At 44.8% G+C, this 16,214-nt stretch carries 13 protein-coding genes; 10 read left to right on the top strand and 3 right to left on the bottom strand.

Translation table 11 applies throughout. The features are described 5' to 3' along the window. The first annotated feature begins 95 nt into the window (after positions 1 to 95). The 4 genes from V1497_RS17930 (at position 96) to V1497_RS17915 (ending at position 4,072) form a co-directional block, all read left to right on the top strand. Complete coding sequence (locus V1497_RS17930; protein ID WP_349408875.1) at positions 96 to 1,343, top strand: dicarboxylate/amino acid:cation symporter; 1,248 nt, start codon at positions 96 to 98, stop codon at positions 1,341 to 1,343. A gap of 274 nt (positions 1,344 to 1,617) precedes the next feature. Further along, positions 1,618 to 2,910 (top strand): HD domain-containing protein, encoded by a 1,293-nt coding sequence (locus V1497_RS17925; protein WP_349408874.1) that lies wholly within the window; start codon positions 1,618 to 1,620, stop codon positions 2,908 to 2,910. A gap of 13 nt (positions 2,911 to 2,923) precedes the next feature. Next, on the top strand, positions 2,924 to 3,436 hold the full coding sequence (locus V1497_RS17920) for a YwgA family protein (protein ID WP_349408873.1): 513 nt from the start codon (positions 2,924 to 2,926) through the stop codon (positions 3,434 to 3,436). A 249-nt stretch (positions 3,437 to 3,685) separates the two neighbouring features. Beyond that, positions 3,686 to 4,072 (top strand): DUF1992 domain-containing protein, encoded by a 387-nt coding sequence (locus tag V1497_RS17915; RefSeq protein WP_349408872.1) that lies wholly within the window; start codon positions 3,686 to 3,688, stop codon positions 4,070 to 4,072. Positions 4,073 to 4,130: 58 nt separating this feature from the next. Here the strand turns inward: V1497_RS17915 and V1497_RS17910 are convergent, their stop codons facing one another. Next, positions 4,131 to 4,994, bottom strand: coding sequence for a glycerophosphodiester phosphodiesterase (locus V1497_RS17910; protein WP_349408871.1), 864 nt, complete (start codon positions 4,992 to 4,994; stop codon positions 4,131 to 4,133). A gap of 192 nt (positions 4,995 to 5,186) precedes the next feature. Next, positions 5,187 to 6,494: an NCS2 family permease gene (locus V1497_RS17905; protein ID WP_349408870.1), complete on the bottom strand. Its 1,308-nt coding sequence runs from the start codon at positions 6,492 to 6,494 to the stop codon at positions 5,187 to 5,189. A gap of 170 nt (positions 6,495 to 6,664) precedes the next feature. On the opposite strand from V1497_RS17905, the gene V1497_RS17900 reads away from it, so the two are divergent. Further along, complete coding sequence (locus V1497_RS17900; RefSeq protein WP_349408869.1) at positions 6,665 to 7,210, top strand: YwhD family protein; 546 nt, start codon at positions 6,665 to 6,667, stop codon at positions 7,208 to 7,210. Between the two features lie 189 nt (positions 7,211 to 7,399). On the opposite strand, the gene V1497_RS17895 is transcribed toward V1497_RS17900, so the two are convergent. Beyond that, the gene (locus tag V1497_RS17895; RefSeq protein WP_349408868.1) at positions 7,400 to 9,466 is read right to left on the bottom strand and encodes a PBP1A family penicillin-binding protein; all 2,067 of its coding nucleotides are present in this window, start codon (positions 9,464 to 9,466) and stop codon (positions 7,400 to 7,402) included. 259 nt (positions 9,467 to 9,725) lie between these two features. On the opposite strand from V1497_RS17895, the gene speE reads away from it, so the two are divergent. The 5 genes from speE to argS all read left to right on the top strand — a co-directional run bounded on the left by speE (position 9,726) and on the right by argS (position 16,148). Next, positions 9,726 to 10,553: a polyamine aminopropyltransferase gene (speE, locus tag V1497_RS17890; protein ID WP_349408867.1), complete on the top strand. Its 828-nt coding sequence runs from the start codon at positions 9,726 to 9,728 to the stop codon at positions 10,551 to 10,553. Positions 10,554 to 10,563: 10 nt separating this feature from the next. Beyond that, complete coding sequence (speB, locus tag V1497_RS17885; RefSeq protein WP_349408866.1) at positions 10,564 to 11,436, top strand: agmatinase; 873 nt, start codon at positions 10,564 to 10,566, stop codon at positions 11,434 to 11,436. Positions 11,437 to 11,827: 391 nt separating this feature from the next. Further along, positions 11,828 to 13,945: a PAS domain S-box protein gene (locus tag V1497_RS17880; protein WP_349408865.1), complete on the top strand. Its 2,118-nt coding sequence runs from the start codon at positions 11,828 to 11,830 to the stop codon at positions 13,943 to 13,945. A 98-nt stretch (positions 13,946 to 14,043) separates the two neighbouring features. Next, positions 14,044 to 14,481, top strand: a complete 438-nt coding sequence (locus V1497_RS17875; protein ID WP_349408864.1) for a DUF1934 domain-containing protein — start codon at positions 14,044 to 14,046, stop codon at positions 14,479 to 14,481. Further along, positions 14,478 to 16,148, top strand: a complete 1,671-nt coding sequence (gene argS / locus V1497_RS17870) for an arginine--tRNA ligase (protein WP_349408863.1) — start codon at positions 14,478 to 14,480, stop codon at positions 16,146 to 16,148. The genes V1497_RS17875 and argS overlap by 4 nt, the downstream gene beginning before the upstream one ends. The last annotated feature ends 66 nt before the right edge of the window (positions 16,149 to 16,214 follow it).

Genomic DNA, 16,214 nt, shown 5'->3' with positions numbered 1-16,214 from the left:
ATTGACATTTGACATCTTAACAAAATAGTTAGAAAATAATGCTTGGATAAAAACTTGTCAGACCAAATCAAAGACGAAAAGATAGGGGGAGAAAGATGAAGTTAAGCGTAAAGATTATCATTGGTTTAGTATTAGGTATCATTGTTGGTCTCTTACTTAATGTATTTGCACCTGGGGCGTTCGACCCAATTGATAAATTTGTTCTTAGCCCGGTCGGGAAGCTGTTCTTGAACCTAATCAAGATGCTTGTCGTACCAATCGTATTCTTTTCCATTGCACTTGGTGCAGCAGGAATTGGTGATCCGAAGAAGCTTGGACGAATTGGTGGAAAGACGATTGGGTACTTCCTTATTACGACCACAATCGCTTTGACGATTGCACTTGGACTGGCTTCAATCATCCAGCCTGGAGCTGGCGGTGGATTTGATACTGAAAATGCTAATTTTGAAGGTTCATCAGAAGCACCACCTGTTGTGGATACGATCTTGAACATCATTCCGACGAACCCGGTTGATGCAATGGCTCAAGGTGAAATGCTTCAAATTATCGCTTTTGCAATCTTTGTTGGTTTTGCGGTAGCCGTTTTGGGAGAGAAAACGAAAGCCGTACGAAAGTTGCTTGAGGAAGGTAACGAGATCCTCATGTATCTCGTCAACATCGTTATGATCCTAGCGCCATATGGTGCATTCGCTCTGATTGCATCAGCTATCGGTAACTTCGGCTTGGATGCACTGCAAGCGATGGGTCTCTATTTCGGAACGGTATTGCTTGCATTACTCTTGCATGCAGTCATTACGTATGGAACAGCGGTTTCAACTTTAGGAAAGATGAATCCGTTATCATTCTTTAAAGCGTTCGCACCGGCTATGTCTGTCGCGTTCAGTACGTCCAGTAGTAGTGGAACGTTGCCTGTCTCCATGAAGACGGCACAGGAAAACTTGAAAGTACCGAAGCAGATTTCAAGCTTCGTGCAGCCGCTCGGAGCAACAATCAATATGGACGGTACAGCGATCATGCAGGGTGTTGCCACAGTCTTCATCGCACAGGTTTATGCGGTTGATCTATCTATGGCAGACCTTATAACAGTTGTCTTAACAGCAGTACTTGCAAGTATTGGTACCGCAGGGGTGCCTGGTGTTGGTCTGATTATGCTTGCAATGGTCCTCAATCAAGTTGGACTTCCAGTCGAAGCGATTGGATTGGTACTTGGTGTAGACCGCTTGCTTGACATGACACGTACAGCCGTCAATATTACAGGTGACGCATCTTGTGCCGTCATTGTAACGAAGTCAGAAGAAAAGCACGGCGCGTCTGTCGATCAAAAAGCAGAAATGGATATCTAATATGAAATAAAGGAAGAACCGGCTCATGATGAGCCGGTTCTTTTTTTGTGGAAAAAATACTCTAACTTACACTCTAAAAAATTTTTTCAGCTGTAAAAGCCTCTGCTGACGTGATGGAAAGTCTGGGCAAAATATTTCAAGAGGTTTTCTTCTTCTTTTGAAGAATATATAATTAACTATTGTCGAATCAAAAACATAATCACTCTGACGACAGGGTATTAATACAAAGGAAGAACGCTCTGGATTTGCTAGAGAAAGGGGAACGGACCGGCCGATGAACTATATGAAGCAGCAATTAGATGAAGAAAAAGTATTCAAAGATCCCGTCCACAGGTACATACACGTACGTGATCGGATTATTTGGGACCTGATCGGAACAAAGGAGTTCCAGCGGTTAAGAAGGATTCGGCAGCTGGGGACAACATACTTGACGTTTCATGGTGCAGAACATAGCCGGTTCAGCCACTCATTAGGTGTTTATGAGATTGTCCGCCGGATTACGGAGATTTTCAAAGATCGACCACATTGGGATGATGACGAACGGATCTTATGCCTATCGGCAGCACTCCTCCATGATGTCGGTCATGGTCCCTATTCCCATTCGTTCGAAAAAGTGTTCAATTTGGATCACGAAGATTTCACTCAAGCAATCATTCTTGGTGATACCGAAGTCAATGCGGTTTTAAAACGGGTTGATGACGATTTTCCGAGGAAGGTTTCAGAGGTTATCGCGAAAACCTATGAAAATAAGCTGGTTGTGAGTATGATTTCGAGTCAAATTGATGCTGATCGAATGGATTATCTTTTACGAGATGCCTATTTCACAGGTGTTAGCTACGGTCAGTTCGACATCGAGCGAATTTTAAGAGTCATGCGGCCAAAAGAGGACCAGGTCGTCATCAAGCAAAGTGGAATGCATGCAGTTGAAGATTACATAATGAGCCGCTACCAGATGTACTGGCAGGTTTATTTCCACCCGGTTACACGAAGTGCGGAAGTGATTTTATCCAAGATCTTGAATCGAGCGAAGTCATTATATGACGAAGGGTATACCTTCAAGCTTGAGCCGCTTCATTTCATCTCCCTTTTCAACGAAAAGGTGGATCTGGAGGATTATATCAAGTTGGACGAGGGCATCATCCAATATTACTTCCAGGCATGGCAAGAGGAAGAGGATGAGATATTACGAGATCTTTGCGAGCGATTCTTGAACAGACGATTGTTCAAGTACATGGAGTTCAATCCAAATGTTCACATGGAGGATTGGCATAAGCTGTACACGTTGTTTGTCAAAGCGGGTATCGATCCGGATTATTACTTGATCGTGGATTCTTCATCTGATTTACCGTATGACTTCTACCGTCCGGGAGAGGAAGAAGAGCGTTTACCAATCCATCTTCTTACGAGAAAAAATGAATATCGTGAATTATCTCGTGAATCTACCGTTGTTGAAGCGATTTCAGGGAAAAAACGTACAGATCATAAGCTATATTATCCAGCTGATCTGATCAGTCAGGTCGAGGACAAAGAGATAAAGAGAAAAATAAGTGAGATATTAGAATTATAGGAGGGGATTCGTCGTGCTTGAGCATCATGCGCGGTTGATAGCATTGTTCAATTATGCGAGGGAAGTAGTAGGTCGGAAGAAGCTTCAGAAGATGGTCTATATTGCGAAGAAGTTGGAGTTTCCATTTTGCGAGAAGTACCAATTCCATTTTTACGGTCCATACTCAGAAGAGTTGACGTTACGTGTCGAAGAATTATGTAACCTTGGTTTCATCGAGGAAACGAAAGAGAAGGTTTCTGGCTATTATCAATATCGTTATACATTGACCGAACAGGGTGAGCAGTTTCTGAAGCACTATGATTTGGATCTTGAGCCGCTTCAATCATGTGTCGACTCTATGAATGAACAGCCGTCTCGTATTTTGGAATTGATTTCGACCATTTTATATTTCGATCATCTCTCAAAGGACGAGATCATTGAAAAGGTGCAGAAGGTCAAACAGAAACAGAAATACACATCCGAGGAAATCGAGGAAGCGTTCCAATACATCGAAGATCTCAAAACCCAAAAAACAGTCGTATCCTAAGGAAAAGGGCGGACACCACATTGCAAAACAATGTCGTGTCCGCCCTTCTTTAGTTGAGTGTTGGTGTCAGGCACTTCCGGAGAAGCCTTGCAGGAGAAGGGGTGCGAGATGGTGTCAGGCACTTCCAAAGAAGCCTAGAGCGGCAAGGGATTGAAAAAGTGCCTGACACTGTCAAGAAATTGCCAATTATAGGCGGGATTTGGATGGCTGGGTCTCGTATTAGTATAAGTAAGAGAGGAACGTAAAGGGGTGAATGGCATAAGTAAGGATAATGAGGATGGAATCGTTTATCAGGATCTAATTGGAGACATTATCAAGCGGTCGGAGAAGGAAGGTGCCTTCGAGCATCTGAAAGGGAAGGGAAAGCCGCAAAAGCTGGATGGGGACTTGAGTTATAATCCAGATCGGCTGTTGAATAAGATTTTGAAGGACAACAATGTGTTGCCTTCATGGATCCAGATGGATAAGGAGATCGAAAAGAGGAAGGCTGAACTTGCTGGATACTCGAATGAATACAACATTCGGAAATCCATTGAAGAAATTAATAAGAAGATCTTTAACTATAACTTAAGCTGTCCGCCTAGTGCCCAGAAACCTAAGCTGAAGTTTCAAGACTACCTGCCCAATGATTCATAAAAGCAAAAAGGGACTGTCATAGGCGACAGTCCCTTTCTTAAATCGTACCATTTCACGTTTAATCCTCGTCCTCTTCAGATTGCTCGGGAACGTAATCCGGGTAATCCGTGATGATTCCGTCCACACCTGCATCCATTAAGGGCTGCACATCTTCCTGCGCACGTACGGTCCAAGGCATGATACCCATATCAAGGTCATGGATCTGGTTGACAAGCTCGCGATCCACCTTGCTTTTACTCGGATTGACGTAATCTGCGTACTCAGTGAAAGCTTCTAACGCTTCAGGTGTAAGGTCCTCCGACTTCCAAGTAAGGACACCCACCGGTACGTCATCATTCAATTCATTGAACATCTTCATGGAGTTGAAATCAAAGGACTGGACGATGACGGAATCGTCTTCAGGATCATCCATATCTCTTGCTTCAAGTGCTTTTGCTACTTTTTCTTCTATTCCAGGGTAGAGAGAAGGGGCTTTCAATTCGATCAAGAATTTCGTTTTGCCGCGGAATTCATCCAAAACTTCACCCAACGTCGGCAGGTGCTCACCCTTGAATTCAGGTGCAAACCAGCTTCCGGCATCTAGCTCGCGTAATGCGTCATATGTAAGGTCTCCCACTTTTCCGGTTCCGTCTGTTGTCCGATCCACTGTCGTATCATGGATGACAACGAGTTGACCGTCTTTACTCATCTGTACATCGAGTTCGATATAATCCGAGTCCATATCAACAGCCTTTTCGAAAGCTGCTATCGTGTTTTCGGGCGCATATCCTGCTGCTCCTCGGTGAGCGACGACCTCAACACCATCGTCCTGATCATCCTCTTCCTCAGAGTTTGCTTGTACAGATGGAATCGTGACGAATAGCATCACCAGGGATAAAGAGAAAAGTAACATGCCGAGGCGTCTGAATTTTGATTGAACCAATCTTCTCATCTCCTTCTTTTTTCAATCCTTCAACCCTCATAATAGAGGTGTTTTTTTAAGCACCTATGAAGGGAAGATGAAGGTTTATAAAGAAAAAGAGTTCCTTAGTCCGTCCAATTGAAATCATATTGACATGGATGAGCCGAATGGCATAAAAAAACCGCCTATTTTTTATAGGCGGTTTGTGATTATTTAGTGTGGTACAAATGCGAGTTGGATGAAGAATAAAACGGCGAACAGCATGACGAGCGGATGAACCTCACGCCATTTTCCGCGTACGACTTTCAATAACGGGTAAGATATGAATCCAAGAGCAATTCCCGTCGCAATACTTGATGTTAAAGGCATCGTCAGTATGATTAAGAATGCTGGGAACGCTTCATCGAAAGTATTCCAATCGATCTTAGCGAGGCTTGATAGCATGAAGCTTCCGACGATGATTAAGGTCGGGGCAGTGATCGCCGCGAGCCCGGAAATTGCACCGACAAGTGGGGCGAAAAACATGGCGATAAGGAACAAGAAAGCGACGACCATATTCGTCAAACCTGTCCGTCCTCCAGCTGCAACACCGGAAGAGGACTCGATATATGCACTCGTCGGACTTGTTCCGAAAACAGCACCGACTGATGTGGCGACCGAATCAGCCAATAGTGCTTGACGTGCGCGAGGCATTGTTTTCCCCTTCATCAATCCTGCCTGTTCTGCAACCCCGATCATTGTTCCGGTCGTATCGAAAATCGTAACAAGAAGGAAGGAGAACACAGCAGCGTATAGGCCGTATTGGAACATATCCGTAATCGCTGTAATCGGGCTACCAAAGATGAATGCATCCGGCATCGATGGAAGCGCAACGACTTTCTCAAACGACAAATGGCCGGTAAAATACGCGACCACACCTGTGCCGACCATGCCGAAGAAAAGAGCACCATGAACATTCAAGGCCATCAAGATCAACGTCACAGCTAGTCCGAATAACGTCAAAAGCACTGTCGGAGAATGAAGATCTCCAAGGGCAACAAGGTTAACAGGGTGAGAAACGACTAGACCGGTCAGACGCAGTCCGATGAAAGCAATGAACAATCCGATACCTGCCGTAATGCCGTGCTTCAGGTTGGATGGAATTGCTTCAATCAGCTTTTTACGGAATGGCGTCAAAGAGAGGATGACAAATAAAATCCCTGAAATGAACACGGCACCGAATGCCACTTCGTAGGAAATCTCCATACCGCCAACAACAGAATAAGCAAAATACGCATTCAAACCCATGCCGGGCGCAATAGCAATCGGATAATTCGCAAACAGCCCCATCCATAACGTTCCGACGATGGTTGCGATAATCGTCGCCATGAAGACTGCATCGAATGGTGCTCCGGCTTCACTCAAAATACCAGGGTTGACGACAACAATATAGACCATCGTCAAGAAGGTCGTCACACCCGCGATAATTTCGGTTTTGACACTCGTTTGGTTTTCTCGAAGCTTGAAAAATTTCGTTAACATCAGAATAACCCCCAAAAAACGAACAATATTAATAACCATCCATTATAATATTCGTTTTTCCGCACATGTGCAAGGGTGAATTCGCAATCATTCATAAGTTTTCGTTTGTATGATAAGATAAAACCATATGTTATATGGAGACGTTGATGTTTAATGAGGAGGTTTTACGGATGAAGGATCTCTTTAATAACGATAACAATAAAGGGAACAGTGAAAAGAAACAGAAGAAAACGCAAGGCTTTACGATATTAAGCGGAGACTCGACGGATGGTCACGGAGGCTATGGTGTCGGTACGATCAACTTGAATAACCTCACACCGATCTTTGTCGACCCAACAGATGAAGAAGTGTTCATCGACATGGGTGCTCTTCATGCGCGTAGTTCGGTTGAAAAGCGCATCAAATTTACGGCAAACCGTGAAGATGCACCGAATTCAAAGCTCTATTGGCTTGTCTGGGTCATGGTCGACAGCTCCAGTGAGGGACCTTATTACGCTGGATTGGGAGCATGTGAGCTGCAAGTTGATGCAGAGGCAAGAAGAGGGTATAAAAGTATGCCTGAGCATGTGAATAACATGGATAAGGCATTGAAGAAGCGGGTTGTCGCAGATCACATGGATGACAAATCCAAGGCTTTACTGAAAAAGTTCTTGATTGATCATAATGAGGAATTCTGGAATCGTGCATCAGAAGATGTGAAGAATGCCCTCAACTAGATCCATGGTTTTATCTTTGAATCTTTTTTTGAACAAAATGTGAAATGTCTGTCCGATTGTCACAAAATGAAGTAAAATAAAAAGTAATCTTTACACACATATTTACTAGGACAGAAAAAGGGATTGGCTTCTAAACGAGGCCAGTCCCTTTTTCATTTATGGATTTGTCATTTCACGTTAAACGCTCTCCTAATTCGATAACCAATGCCAGATCCGTTTGAAAATACCAGGCTGCTCACGTTGATCTGGAGCTGTTCGCTTCTTCTCCTTCACAGGCGCTTTCCCTTCACAATACTCTGTCGGCTCTGTACCAGCGATATAATACGAAAGACGTTTTTCAGGGCAATTTTTGTTCGAGAGCAATCCACTATCCGGATTGATATAGACCCCGACGACTCCTTTGGGCTTCCGGAACTGTACGATAGGGCGATCCGCCAATGCATCCTTCATGAAATGTCCCCAAATATTTTTTGAGTACAACACATCATTGAATTCATGCAACGTTTTTCCTTTATCATAGCCTGTCCAGACGCCTGTCACGAGTTGTGGAGTATACCCGATGATCCAGTTGTCATAGTTTGTGGAACCCGTCTTTCCTGCTGTGGGTCGATTAATCAGACCGCTTATGGACGCTCCTGTCACCCGTGTGTAATCGTTAAGCCGCTGATCAAATACCCCTCGTAAAAGGTCCGTCATTACATAGGCGTATTCTGGATCGATGACACGCTTCTTGACGACCTCTTGTTCATAGACGACATCGCCCTTGTAATCGACGATTTTCTTAATAAAACGGGGCTCGCTCCTTACGCCTTTATTCGCAAAAACACTGTAAGCGGAAACCATCTCGAGGACACCAACAGGCTTCGTTCCGAGAGCAAGGGAAGGGATTGGAGCCAACTCGCTCTTGATTCCGAAATCCTTGGCTGTTTTGACGAGCTGGTCCGTTCCGATGAAGATGTTCGTCTTCACAGCATACACGTTATCCGACACCGCCATCGCTTGAGCTAACGTGATCTCTTCGTTTGCATAATAGTTTCCGAAATTTTCAGGGGTATACTGGTTTTCTTCCCCTTCATAAAACGTCGTCGGCTCACTTCGCAACAGGCTGGAAGGGGTATATCCCTTTTTCAGAGCTGCGTAATAGAGGAACGGCTTGAAGGTCGATCCAGGTGCACGTCTTGCCTGGGTTGCCCGGTTATAGGTGCTCTCTTCATAAGACCGACCCCCGACCATCGCTTTCACGTCCCCGCTTCTCGGGTCAAGGGCGACCATGCCGACCTGGATAGTCGAAATATCAGGTATCGTCTTCTCCACCCAATGATCGGCTTTTTTCTGAAGCTCGGTATCGAGCGTCGTGTAGACGTGATAGCCGCCAAGTGCGACTTCCTCTGGATCAAGACCTACTCTGTTTTTCAAAAGGTACTCCACTTCATCCTGGAAGTAGGACGCTTTTTCTTCTGGCAAGCTTGCTTTTCCGATGATTTCAATAGGCGTCTGATAAGCCTTCAACGCCTGTGTTTCTGATATTTTTCCTGTGGCAACCATCGAGTCCAATACGATTTGTTGCCGCACCCTAGCATTTTCCATGTTCTTCAGTGGGCTGTAATAGGAAGGCCCCTTCGGTATTCCTGCAAGAAGACTTGCTTCTGCAAGATTGAGTGCTTTGGCCGATTTTCCGAAATAATATTGAGAAGCCGCTTCGACTCCGTAATTTCCATGACCGTAATAGATCGTATTCAAGTATCCTTGCAAAATCTCTTCCTTGGTATAATTCGCTTCAATCCTTACTGCATAAAAAGCTTCCTTCAACTTCCGCTCCCACGTTTTATCAGGAGCAAGAAATAGATTCCGAGAATATTGCTGGGTGATCGTACTCGCCCCTTGGACCTTCGCACCAGCTTTTATGTCAGCTAGAAGGGCAGCTGCAATCCGTCTGAGGTCGAAACCATGGTGATTGTAAAATTTACGATCTTCAACAGCAATGGTCGCTTCAATCAGCGCAGGAGAAACATCCTCAAGCTTGACCCAGAATCGGTTTTGACCAAGGGGCTCATGTTCCCCGATGATCGTCCCGTCTGCTCCATAAAATACCGTCGTTTGTGGAACCTTTAATGGTGGAGGACCGAGCACATGGATATAAATGAAAAAGGCGCAACCGATTACAACGACCGGTATGGATAAAAGGATCAACGTACGAATCCATAGCCAGGCCCATTTCCAGTTTTTCTTCAAGCGGTCAATTTTGATGATTTCCATAGCGGGTCCCCCCTTTCCTTTTCTATTACTAGTATGGGAGGGAGGACAGCTTTCTAAACCTCACTGACATAGAATCCTAAGACCTGACAATCCTTGCATTCTGGAAATAAATTTTTCTTGCAAAACGTGTGGTATAAAGTATACTTTTCTTGTTCGATTTGAAAGGAACGGGAAAAGAATAGTAACGTTCGAGATGAACAGATGAGCTATGATACAATTCAAAATAAGATTGATGGAATATATGATGAGGTGATGAATCATGGAATTATGGTATACGGAAAAGCAGACGGAACGCTTTGGAATTACAGCGAAAATCAAGCGGACGCTACATACAGAGCAAACCGATTTCCAACGCTTGGATATGATTGAAACGGAAGAATTCGGGAACATGCTTGTTCTCGATGGCATGGTCATGACAACGCAAAAGGACGAATTCGTCTATCATGAAATGGTCGCGCACGTCCCGCTCTTTACACACCCGAACCCGAAGCACGTACTTGTAGTCGGTGGTGGAGATGGAGGCGTCATCCGTGAAGTATTGAAGCACCCATCCGTTGAAAAAGCAGTGCTGGTCGAAATTGACGGGAAAGTGATCGAGTATTCGAAAAAATACTTGCCTGAAATTGCAGGAGACCTGGACGACCCACGTGTTGATGTTCAAGTGGATGATGGATTCATGCACATTGCAAAAAGTGAGAATGAGTATGACGTTATCATGGTAGATTCCACTGAGCCTGTAGGTCCAGCTGCAAAGCTATTTGAACGTGGCTTTTACGAAGGGATCTCCAAGGCATTGAAGGAAGACGGCATTTTCGTCGCTCAAACGGACAACCCTTGGTTCAAAGCGGACCTCATTTCCCAAGTGAACCGTGACGTAAAAGAGATTTTCCCTGTAACGCGACTTTATACAGCAAATATCCCGACTTACCCGAGCGGTTTGTGGACGTTCACGATCGGCTCGAAAAAGCATGATCCATTGAAGGTCGAAGAAGACCGTTTCCATGAAATTGATACGAAGTACTATACGAAGGAATTACACACAGCTGCATTCGCGTTGCCTAAGTTCGTGCGTGATTTAGTCGAGTAGGAGGCCTAACATGCGATTTGAAGAAGCGTATTCAGGTAATGTGTTCATCAAAAGTCATCCCGACCTTGAAGATAGCCAGGTCGTCATCTATGGCATGCCGATGGACTGGACGGTCAGCTTCCGTCCTGGTTCACGATTCGGTCCTGCTAAAATCCGTGAGGTCTCTCTTGGATTGGAAGAGTACAGCCCTTACATGGACCGCGAGCTTGAAGAAGTGAAATTTTACGATGCAGGAGATATCCCGCTTCCGTTCGGGAATCCGCAAAACAGCATCGACATGATCGAGGACTACGTCGGAAAGATTCTCGATGCCGGAAAATTCCCGCTCGGAATCGGAGGCGAACACCTCGTATCATGGCCAGTGTTCAAAGCGCTTCATAAGAAGTATGATGATTTTGCGATCATCCATATTGATGCACATGCGGACCTGCGTGAAGAATACGAAGGCGAACCGCTCTCCCATTCGACACCGATCCGTAAAGCGTGTGAGTTGATCGGACCTGAGAATGTCTATTCATTCGGCATCCGTTCAGGAATGAAGGAAGAGTTCCAATATGCAAAAGACTCTGGCATGTATATGGCGAAGTTTGACGTAGCAGAACCGTTGAAGGAAGTCTTGCCGAAGCTTGCAGGACGGAATGTATACGTAACGATTGATATTGATGTCCTTGACCCTGCTCATGCTCCAGGAACGGGTACAGCGGAAGCAGGCGGCATCACATCAAAAGAGCTGCTTGAAGCGATTGTCTTGATTGCGAAGTCGGACGTGAATGTGATTGGAGCGGATCTTGTCGAGGTTGCACCGATCTATGATCACTCTGAGCAAACACCGATTGCTGCAAGCAAATTCATTCGCGAAATGCTCCTTGGTTGGGTGAAATAAGAAAAGAAGAGGGTGACCCTTGTTGTCTGATAGGACAGTATCGGGGTTCACCCTTTTTTATTAGTTGTTGTTGATTTTTTCGACATTCACTCCCTTTCCGCGGGCGAACCGCGAGCCTCCTCCCTTGTACAGGATGTACTGACTTCGACGTTTACCACAGGAAGTGGTGGATGTTAGTCGAAGATCCTTAATTGCTCCTTGTGGGGTCTCGCCTGGCTCGCTTTTCCCGCAGGAGTGTCGTGAATAACTACAAAATCAACCTAGATTCACCATCCCTATTGTCAAGAAATACGTCCAGACCTCTAATTCCTTAACCACCTGCTACGAAAGAAGGATATTGACGATAAAAGTCTAATTTTATAGGTAATAGATGTAAAAAGGGGACGGTTTTGTGCAGAAGACATCCACCACCTCATATGAAATGAATCAAGCTTTACTTGACCAGCTGTCTGATGGCTTTATACGAACAGACTATGATGGAACTATACTCTGTGCCAATCAGACGCTAATGGATTGGTTGGGGGAAGGGCAAGCTGAAGAACTTACCATCAATCAACTCTTTCCTGCGTTGCGACGGGAAAAAATGATTGATGGAAAACCATATAATGCTGAGCTTCAACGATTGGATGGGACATTTAAGAAAGTCGAGCTTTCTTTTTTCGGGGGACAGGGGAAGGTCGATTACTTGGTACGCCAATGTTCATGTGAAGAAGCAGTAACGGAAACAGACCGAGAAAAAATAGCATTTCCACCAATTGATAACCGACATGATTTTCCGATCTTCCTTATTGATTTGGACGGAACAATTCGTGACGTGAATGATGCGGCGATGCAAACTCTTCATTCTAATCGTCAAGCATTACTCGGAAGTACCTTTATGGAATTCGTTGAGGCAGATCAAAAGCAAATCGATGACTGTCTTCGCTCGATTCAAGAGGGGGACATCAAAACGTTTGACGTCCTGATGAAAGCAAGTGATGGAGGGGTAAGTGAATTCCTCTTTACCCATTTACCACTATATATTGATTGTCAGCTAGCTGGTGCCTATTGCATCGCCAGGAACAATTCCGATTTGCGAAGAACACAGGAGGCGTTGTTCGAATCTGAACAACGATACAGACAGCTTGTGGAACATTCACCTGATCCGGTATGCTTGCATGACTCTGAGCGGATCATTTATGTGAACGATGTGGCTGCTCAATTAGTGGGCGTGAAGGATAAAGGCGATCTAATCGGCCGCCCGATCGATGAATTCATCCATTCTGATGATCGTAATGACTCCCATCTACGTATTCAAAAAGTTAAGCAAGGCATCCGAATGGAGCAGTTGTTCCCGATGAAAGTCGTCCGTCCGGATGGCGTTGTCCTTGAAATGGAAGGGAAATCGATTCCAATCAAGGAGAATGGAAATACCTATGTCCTTGCCGTCTTCCGGGATGTCACAGAAAAGAATCAAGCAAAACGATCGTTACAAAGAAGTGAAAGACAGTATCGCTCCTTATTCCTGCATAACCCTGATGGGATTTATTCCATCAACTTGAAGGGTGAATTAACAAGCATAAATCCGGCTATCATTAGAATAACCGGCTATACAGAAGCGGAGCAGATCGGAAGGCATTACTCCGAGTTCCTTCTGAAAGAAGATCAAGAACAAGTTATTAAGAAATACGAAAGCATTTTCAGCGGGGAAACAATAGAATTCGAGAAACGGATGAAGCGGAAAAATGGAGACACCATTATTGTTCGAGTTATAGGCTTCCCGATGATCGTAGAAAATGAGATCATCGGTATGTATGGAATTCTAAGGGACATCACCGACGAAAAGCGGTCTGAGGAGCTTTTGCGCAGGTCCGAAAAACTGACGGTTGTCGGCGAGTTGGCAGCGGCAGTCGCGCATGAAATCCGGAATCCACTCACCTCAATCAAGGGCTTCATCCAGATGCTTGAAAACGGTGTTCCTGAGAAAGAACTGTATTATCAGATCGTCCTATCCGAACTAGACCGGATCGAGCAAATCATCAGTGAGCTGCTCGTACTGGCAAAACCGCAAAGCATCTGCTTCCAAAAGAAAAAAATCGGTAACCTGATCACGCATGTCCTTAAATTGTTAGAAGGTCAAGCCAACCTTCACAATATCCAGTTCAACATGGATCTGGAGGCAGGTTCAGAAATGATCAATTGTGAAGAAAACCAATTGAAGCAAGTCTTCATCAACCTGATTAAAAATGCGATTGAAGTGATGCCGAATGGAGGTACAATAACAGTCACCTGTAAAAAGGCAGAGAAAAATAATCTTCTTATCAGGATCGTGGATGAAGGACCAGGCATTCCGAAGGATCGCCTTTCTAGACTAGGCGAGCCGTTCTATACGACGAAGGAGAAAGGAACGGGGCTCGGATTGATGGTAAGCTTCAAAATCATCAAGGATCATCAAGGATCGATGCATTTTTCAAGTACGGTCAAAAAAGGCACGACAGTGGATGTATTGCTCCCTTTATCACAGCGTTAGAAAATATTCCCGACTCTCAATACAGTGGTGCACCTTGAAACAGGCACCGCTTTTTTTATATAATGTGTAAGTTAATGATAGTGAAGGAAGTGAGCAGAGTGGACGCGACACCAATCCCTGTAAAAGTAATGCTACATACGAAAGTGACCGATTCAGGTGAAGAAGAAGAAACAAAGCTATCTTCTGATGGAACGCTCTACAGGAAGTCGGACGCTGTGTACCTCCGTTACGATGAAGTCCTGAATGAAAACGACAATGTGAATACGACGATAAAAATCAAAGATGAAGATATTACAATTATTAGGAGCGGAGCCGTTTCGATGAAACAACGGTTCACGCCTGGGGGCTTAAAAGAAGGAACGTATGAAAGTCCTTATGGTCCGATCCAAATTGCAACGAAGACAGATTCCATTGACTTTGAATGGCACGAATTGGAGCAAGAAGGCCATCTTACATTAAACTATCGCGTCCTTTTCCAGGGAGAAGAGGCGGGGTATCACGAATTGGCAATCACGCTGAGAGGGGAAGAATTATGAATATCGTTGAACAGGTAAAAGAACGATTGAAAGATGAAATTGTAGAATCCGTCGTCAAAGCTGGGCTCGCTTCAAAAGAAGAAATTCCAGAAGTGATCCTTGAGCTTCCGAAGAACAAAGACCATGGGGACTTTGCGACGAATATGGCAATGCAGCTTGCTCGTATTGCGAAAAAAGCACCTCGTCAAATTGCTGATGAAATGGTCGCCCATTTCGATCGTTCCAAGGCTTCAATTGATAAGATCGAAGTAGCTGGACCAGGATTCATCAATTTCTATTTTGATAACCAGTATCTGACTCAATTGATTCCTGCCATCATTGAGGAAGGTGATGATTATGGTTCCTCAGATGTTGGGAAACAGAAGAAGATCCAGATCGAGTTTGTCTCAGCGAACCCGACAGGAAGCCTCCATCTCGGTCATGCTCGAGGTGCAGCTGTCGGTGATACATTATGCAATCTACTCGAAAAAGCTGGTTTCGACGTTTCTCGAGAATACTACATCAATGATGCCGGAAATCAGATCCATAACCTCGCGTTATCTCTAGAAGCCCGTTATCTCCAAGCCTTAGGGAAAGAAGCAGAAATGCCGGAGGATGGCTATTATGGTAAAGACATCATCGGCTTCGCCCAAGAAGTGGTGGAGAAGGATGGGGACAAGTACGTTTCCTATAACCAGGAGGAACGACTGAACTTTTTCCGTGAATACGGTCTAGAGAAAGAGCTTGAAAAAATCAAGAAGGATCTCGCAGCGTTCCGTGTTGACTTTGATGAATGGTTCTCAGAGACCTCTCTTTATACATCAGGGAAAATCGATCGAGCGTTAGAGATGCTTCACGAAAAAGGAGTCACTTACGAAAAAGATGGCGCCACATGGTTTAGAACGACTGATTTCGGTGATGACAAGGATCGTGTTCTAATCAAAAATGATGGGACGTACACGTATTTGACACCGGATATTGCGTACCATTTTGACAAGTTCCAGCGTGGCTTCGAAACCTTGATCAACATTTGGGGAGCGGACCATCATGGATACATCCCACGTATGAAAGCGGCCGTCGAAGCGATGGGGTATGAGCGCGATCAGTTGGAGATCCAAATCATCCAGCTCGTCAGCCTTTTCCAAAACGGTGAAAAGGTGAAGATGAGTAAGCGTACGGGGAAAGCCGTCACACTCCGCGATTTGATGGATGAAGTCGGCGTTGATGCGATGCGGTACTTCTTCGCAATGCGAAGCTCAGACTCTCATCTGGATTTCGACATGGATCTTGCAGTCTCCCGTTCCAATGAAAATCCGGTCTACTACATCCAATATGCGCATGCCCGCGTATGCAGCATGCTCCGTCAAGGGGAAGAGAAAGGCTATTCGATCGAGGAAGATGTCGATCTATCCTATATCAAATCTGAAAAAGAATACGATCTGTTGAAAAAGCTGGGAGAATTCCCTGAAGCGGTAGCCGACGCAGCGTTGACCCTGTCGACGCATCGGATGACGAATTATCTGTTTGAGCTAGCATCAGCTCTCCACAGCTTTTACAACGCAGAGCGCGTCCTTGACGACGAGCATCCTGAACAAAGCAAGGCACGATATGCATTGATGAAAGCTGTCCAGCAAACATTGAAGAACGGAACGAAACTCATCGGGGTTTCCGCTCCTGAAAAAATGTAATCGGAACATATTTTTAAATGCTCTCTGTCATACTAGTGCAGAGAGCATTGTTTTTTTGCATTGAAC

The organism is Pseudalkalibacillus sp. SCS-8 (assembly GCF_040126055.1).
GTDB lineage: Bacteria > Bacillota > Bacilli > Bacillales > Fictibacillaceae > Pseudalkalibacillus > Pseudalkalibacillus nanhaiensis.
Note: the sequence above shows the minus strand (reverse complement) of the source record. Positions and strands in the feature narration are given on the sequence as shown.

Coding starts and splice junctions, on each gene's coding strand:
- V1497_RS17930 (WP_349408875.1), top strand. CDS start 96: ATGAAGTTAAGCGTAAAGATTATCATTGGTTTAGTATTAGGTATCATT.
- V1497_RS17925 (WP_349408874.1), top strand. CDS start 1,618: ATGAACTATATGAAGCAGCAATTAGATGAAGAAAAAGTATTCAAAGAT.
- V1497_RS17905 (WP_349408870.1), bottom strand. CDS start 6,494: ATGTTAACGAAATTTTTCAAGCTTCGAGAAAACCAAACGAGTGTCAAA.
- V1497_RS17900 (WP_349408869.1), top strand. CDS start 6,665: ATGAAGGATCTCTTTAATAACGATAACAATAAAGGGAACAGTGAAAAG.
- V1497_RS17895 (WP_349408868.1), bottom strand. CDS start 9,466: ATGGAAATCATCAAAATTGACCGCTTGAAGAAAAACTGGAAATGGGCC.
- speE (WP_349408867.1), top strand. CDS start 9,726: ATGGAATTATGGTATACGGAAAAGCAGACGGAACGCTTTGGAATTACA.
- speB (WP_349408866.1), top strand. CDS start 10,564: ATGCGATTTGAAGAAGCGTATTCAGGTAATGTGTTCATCAAAAGTCAT.
- argS (WP_349408863.1), top strand. CDS start 14,478: ATGAATATCGTTGAACAGGTAAAAGAACGATTGAAAGATGAAATTGTA.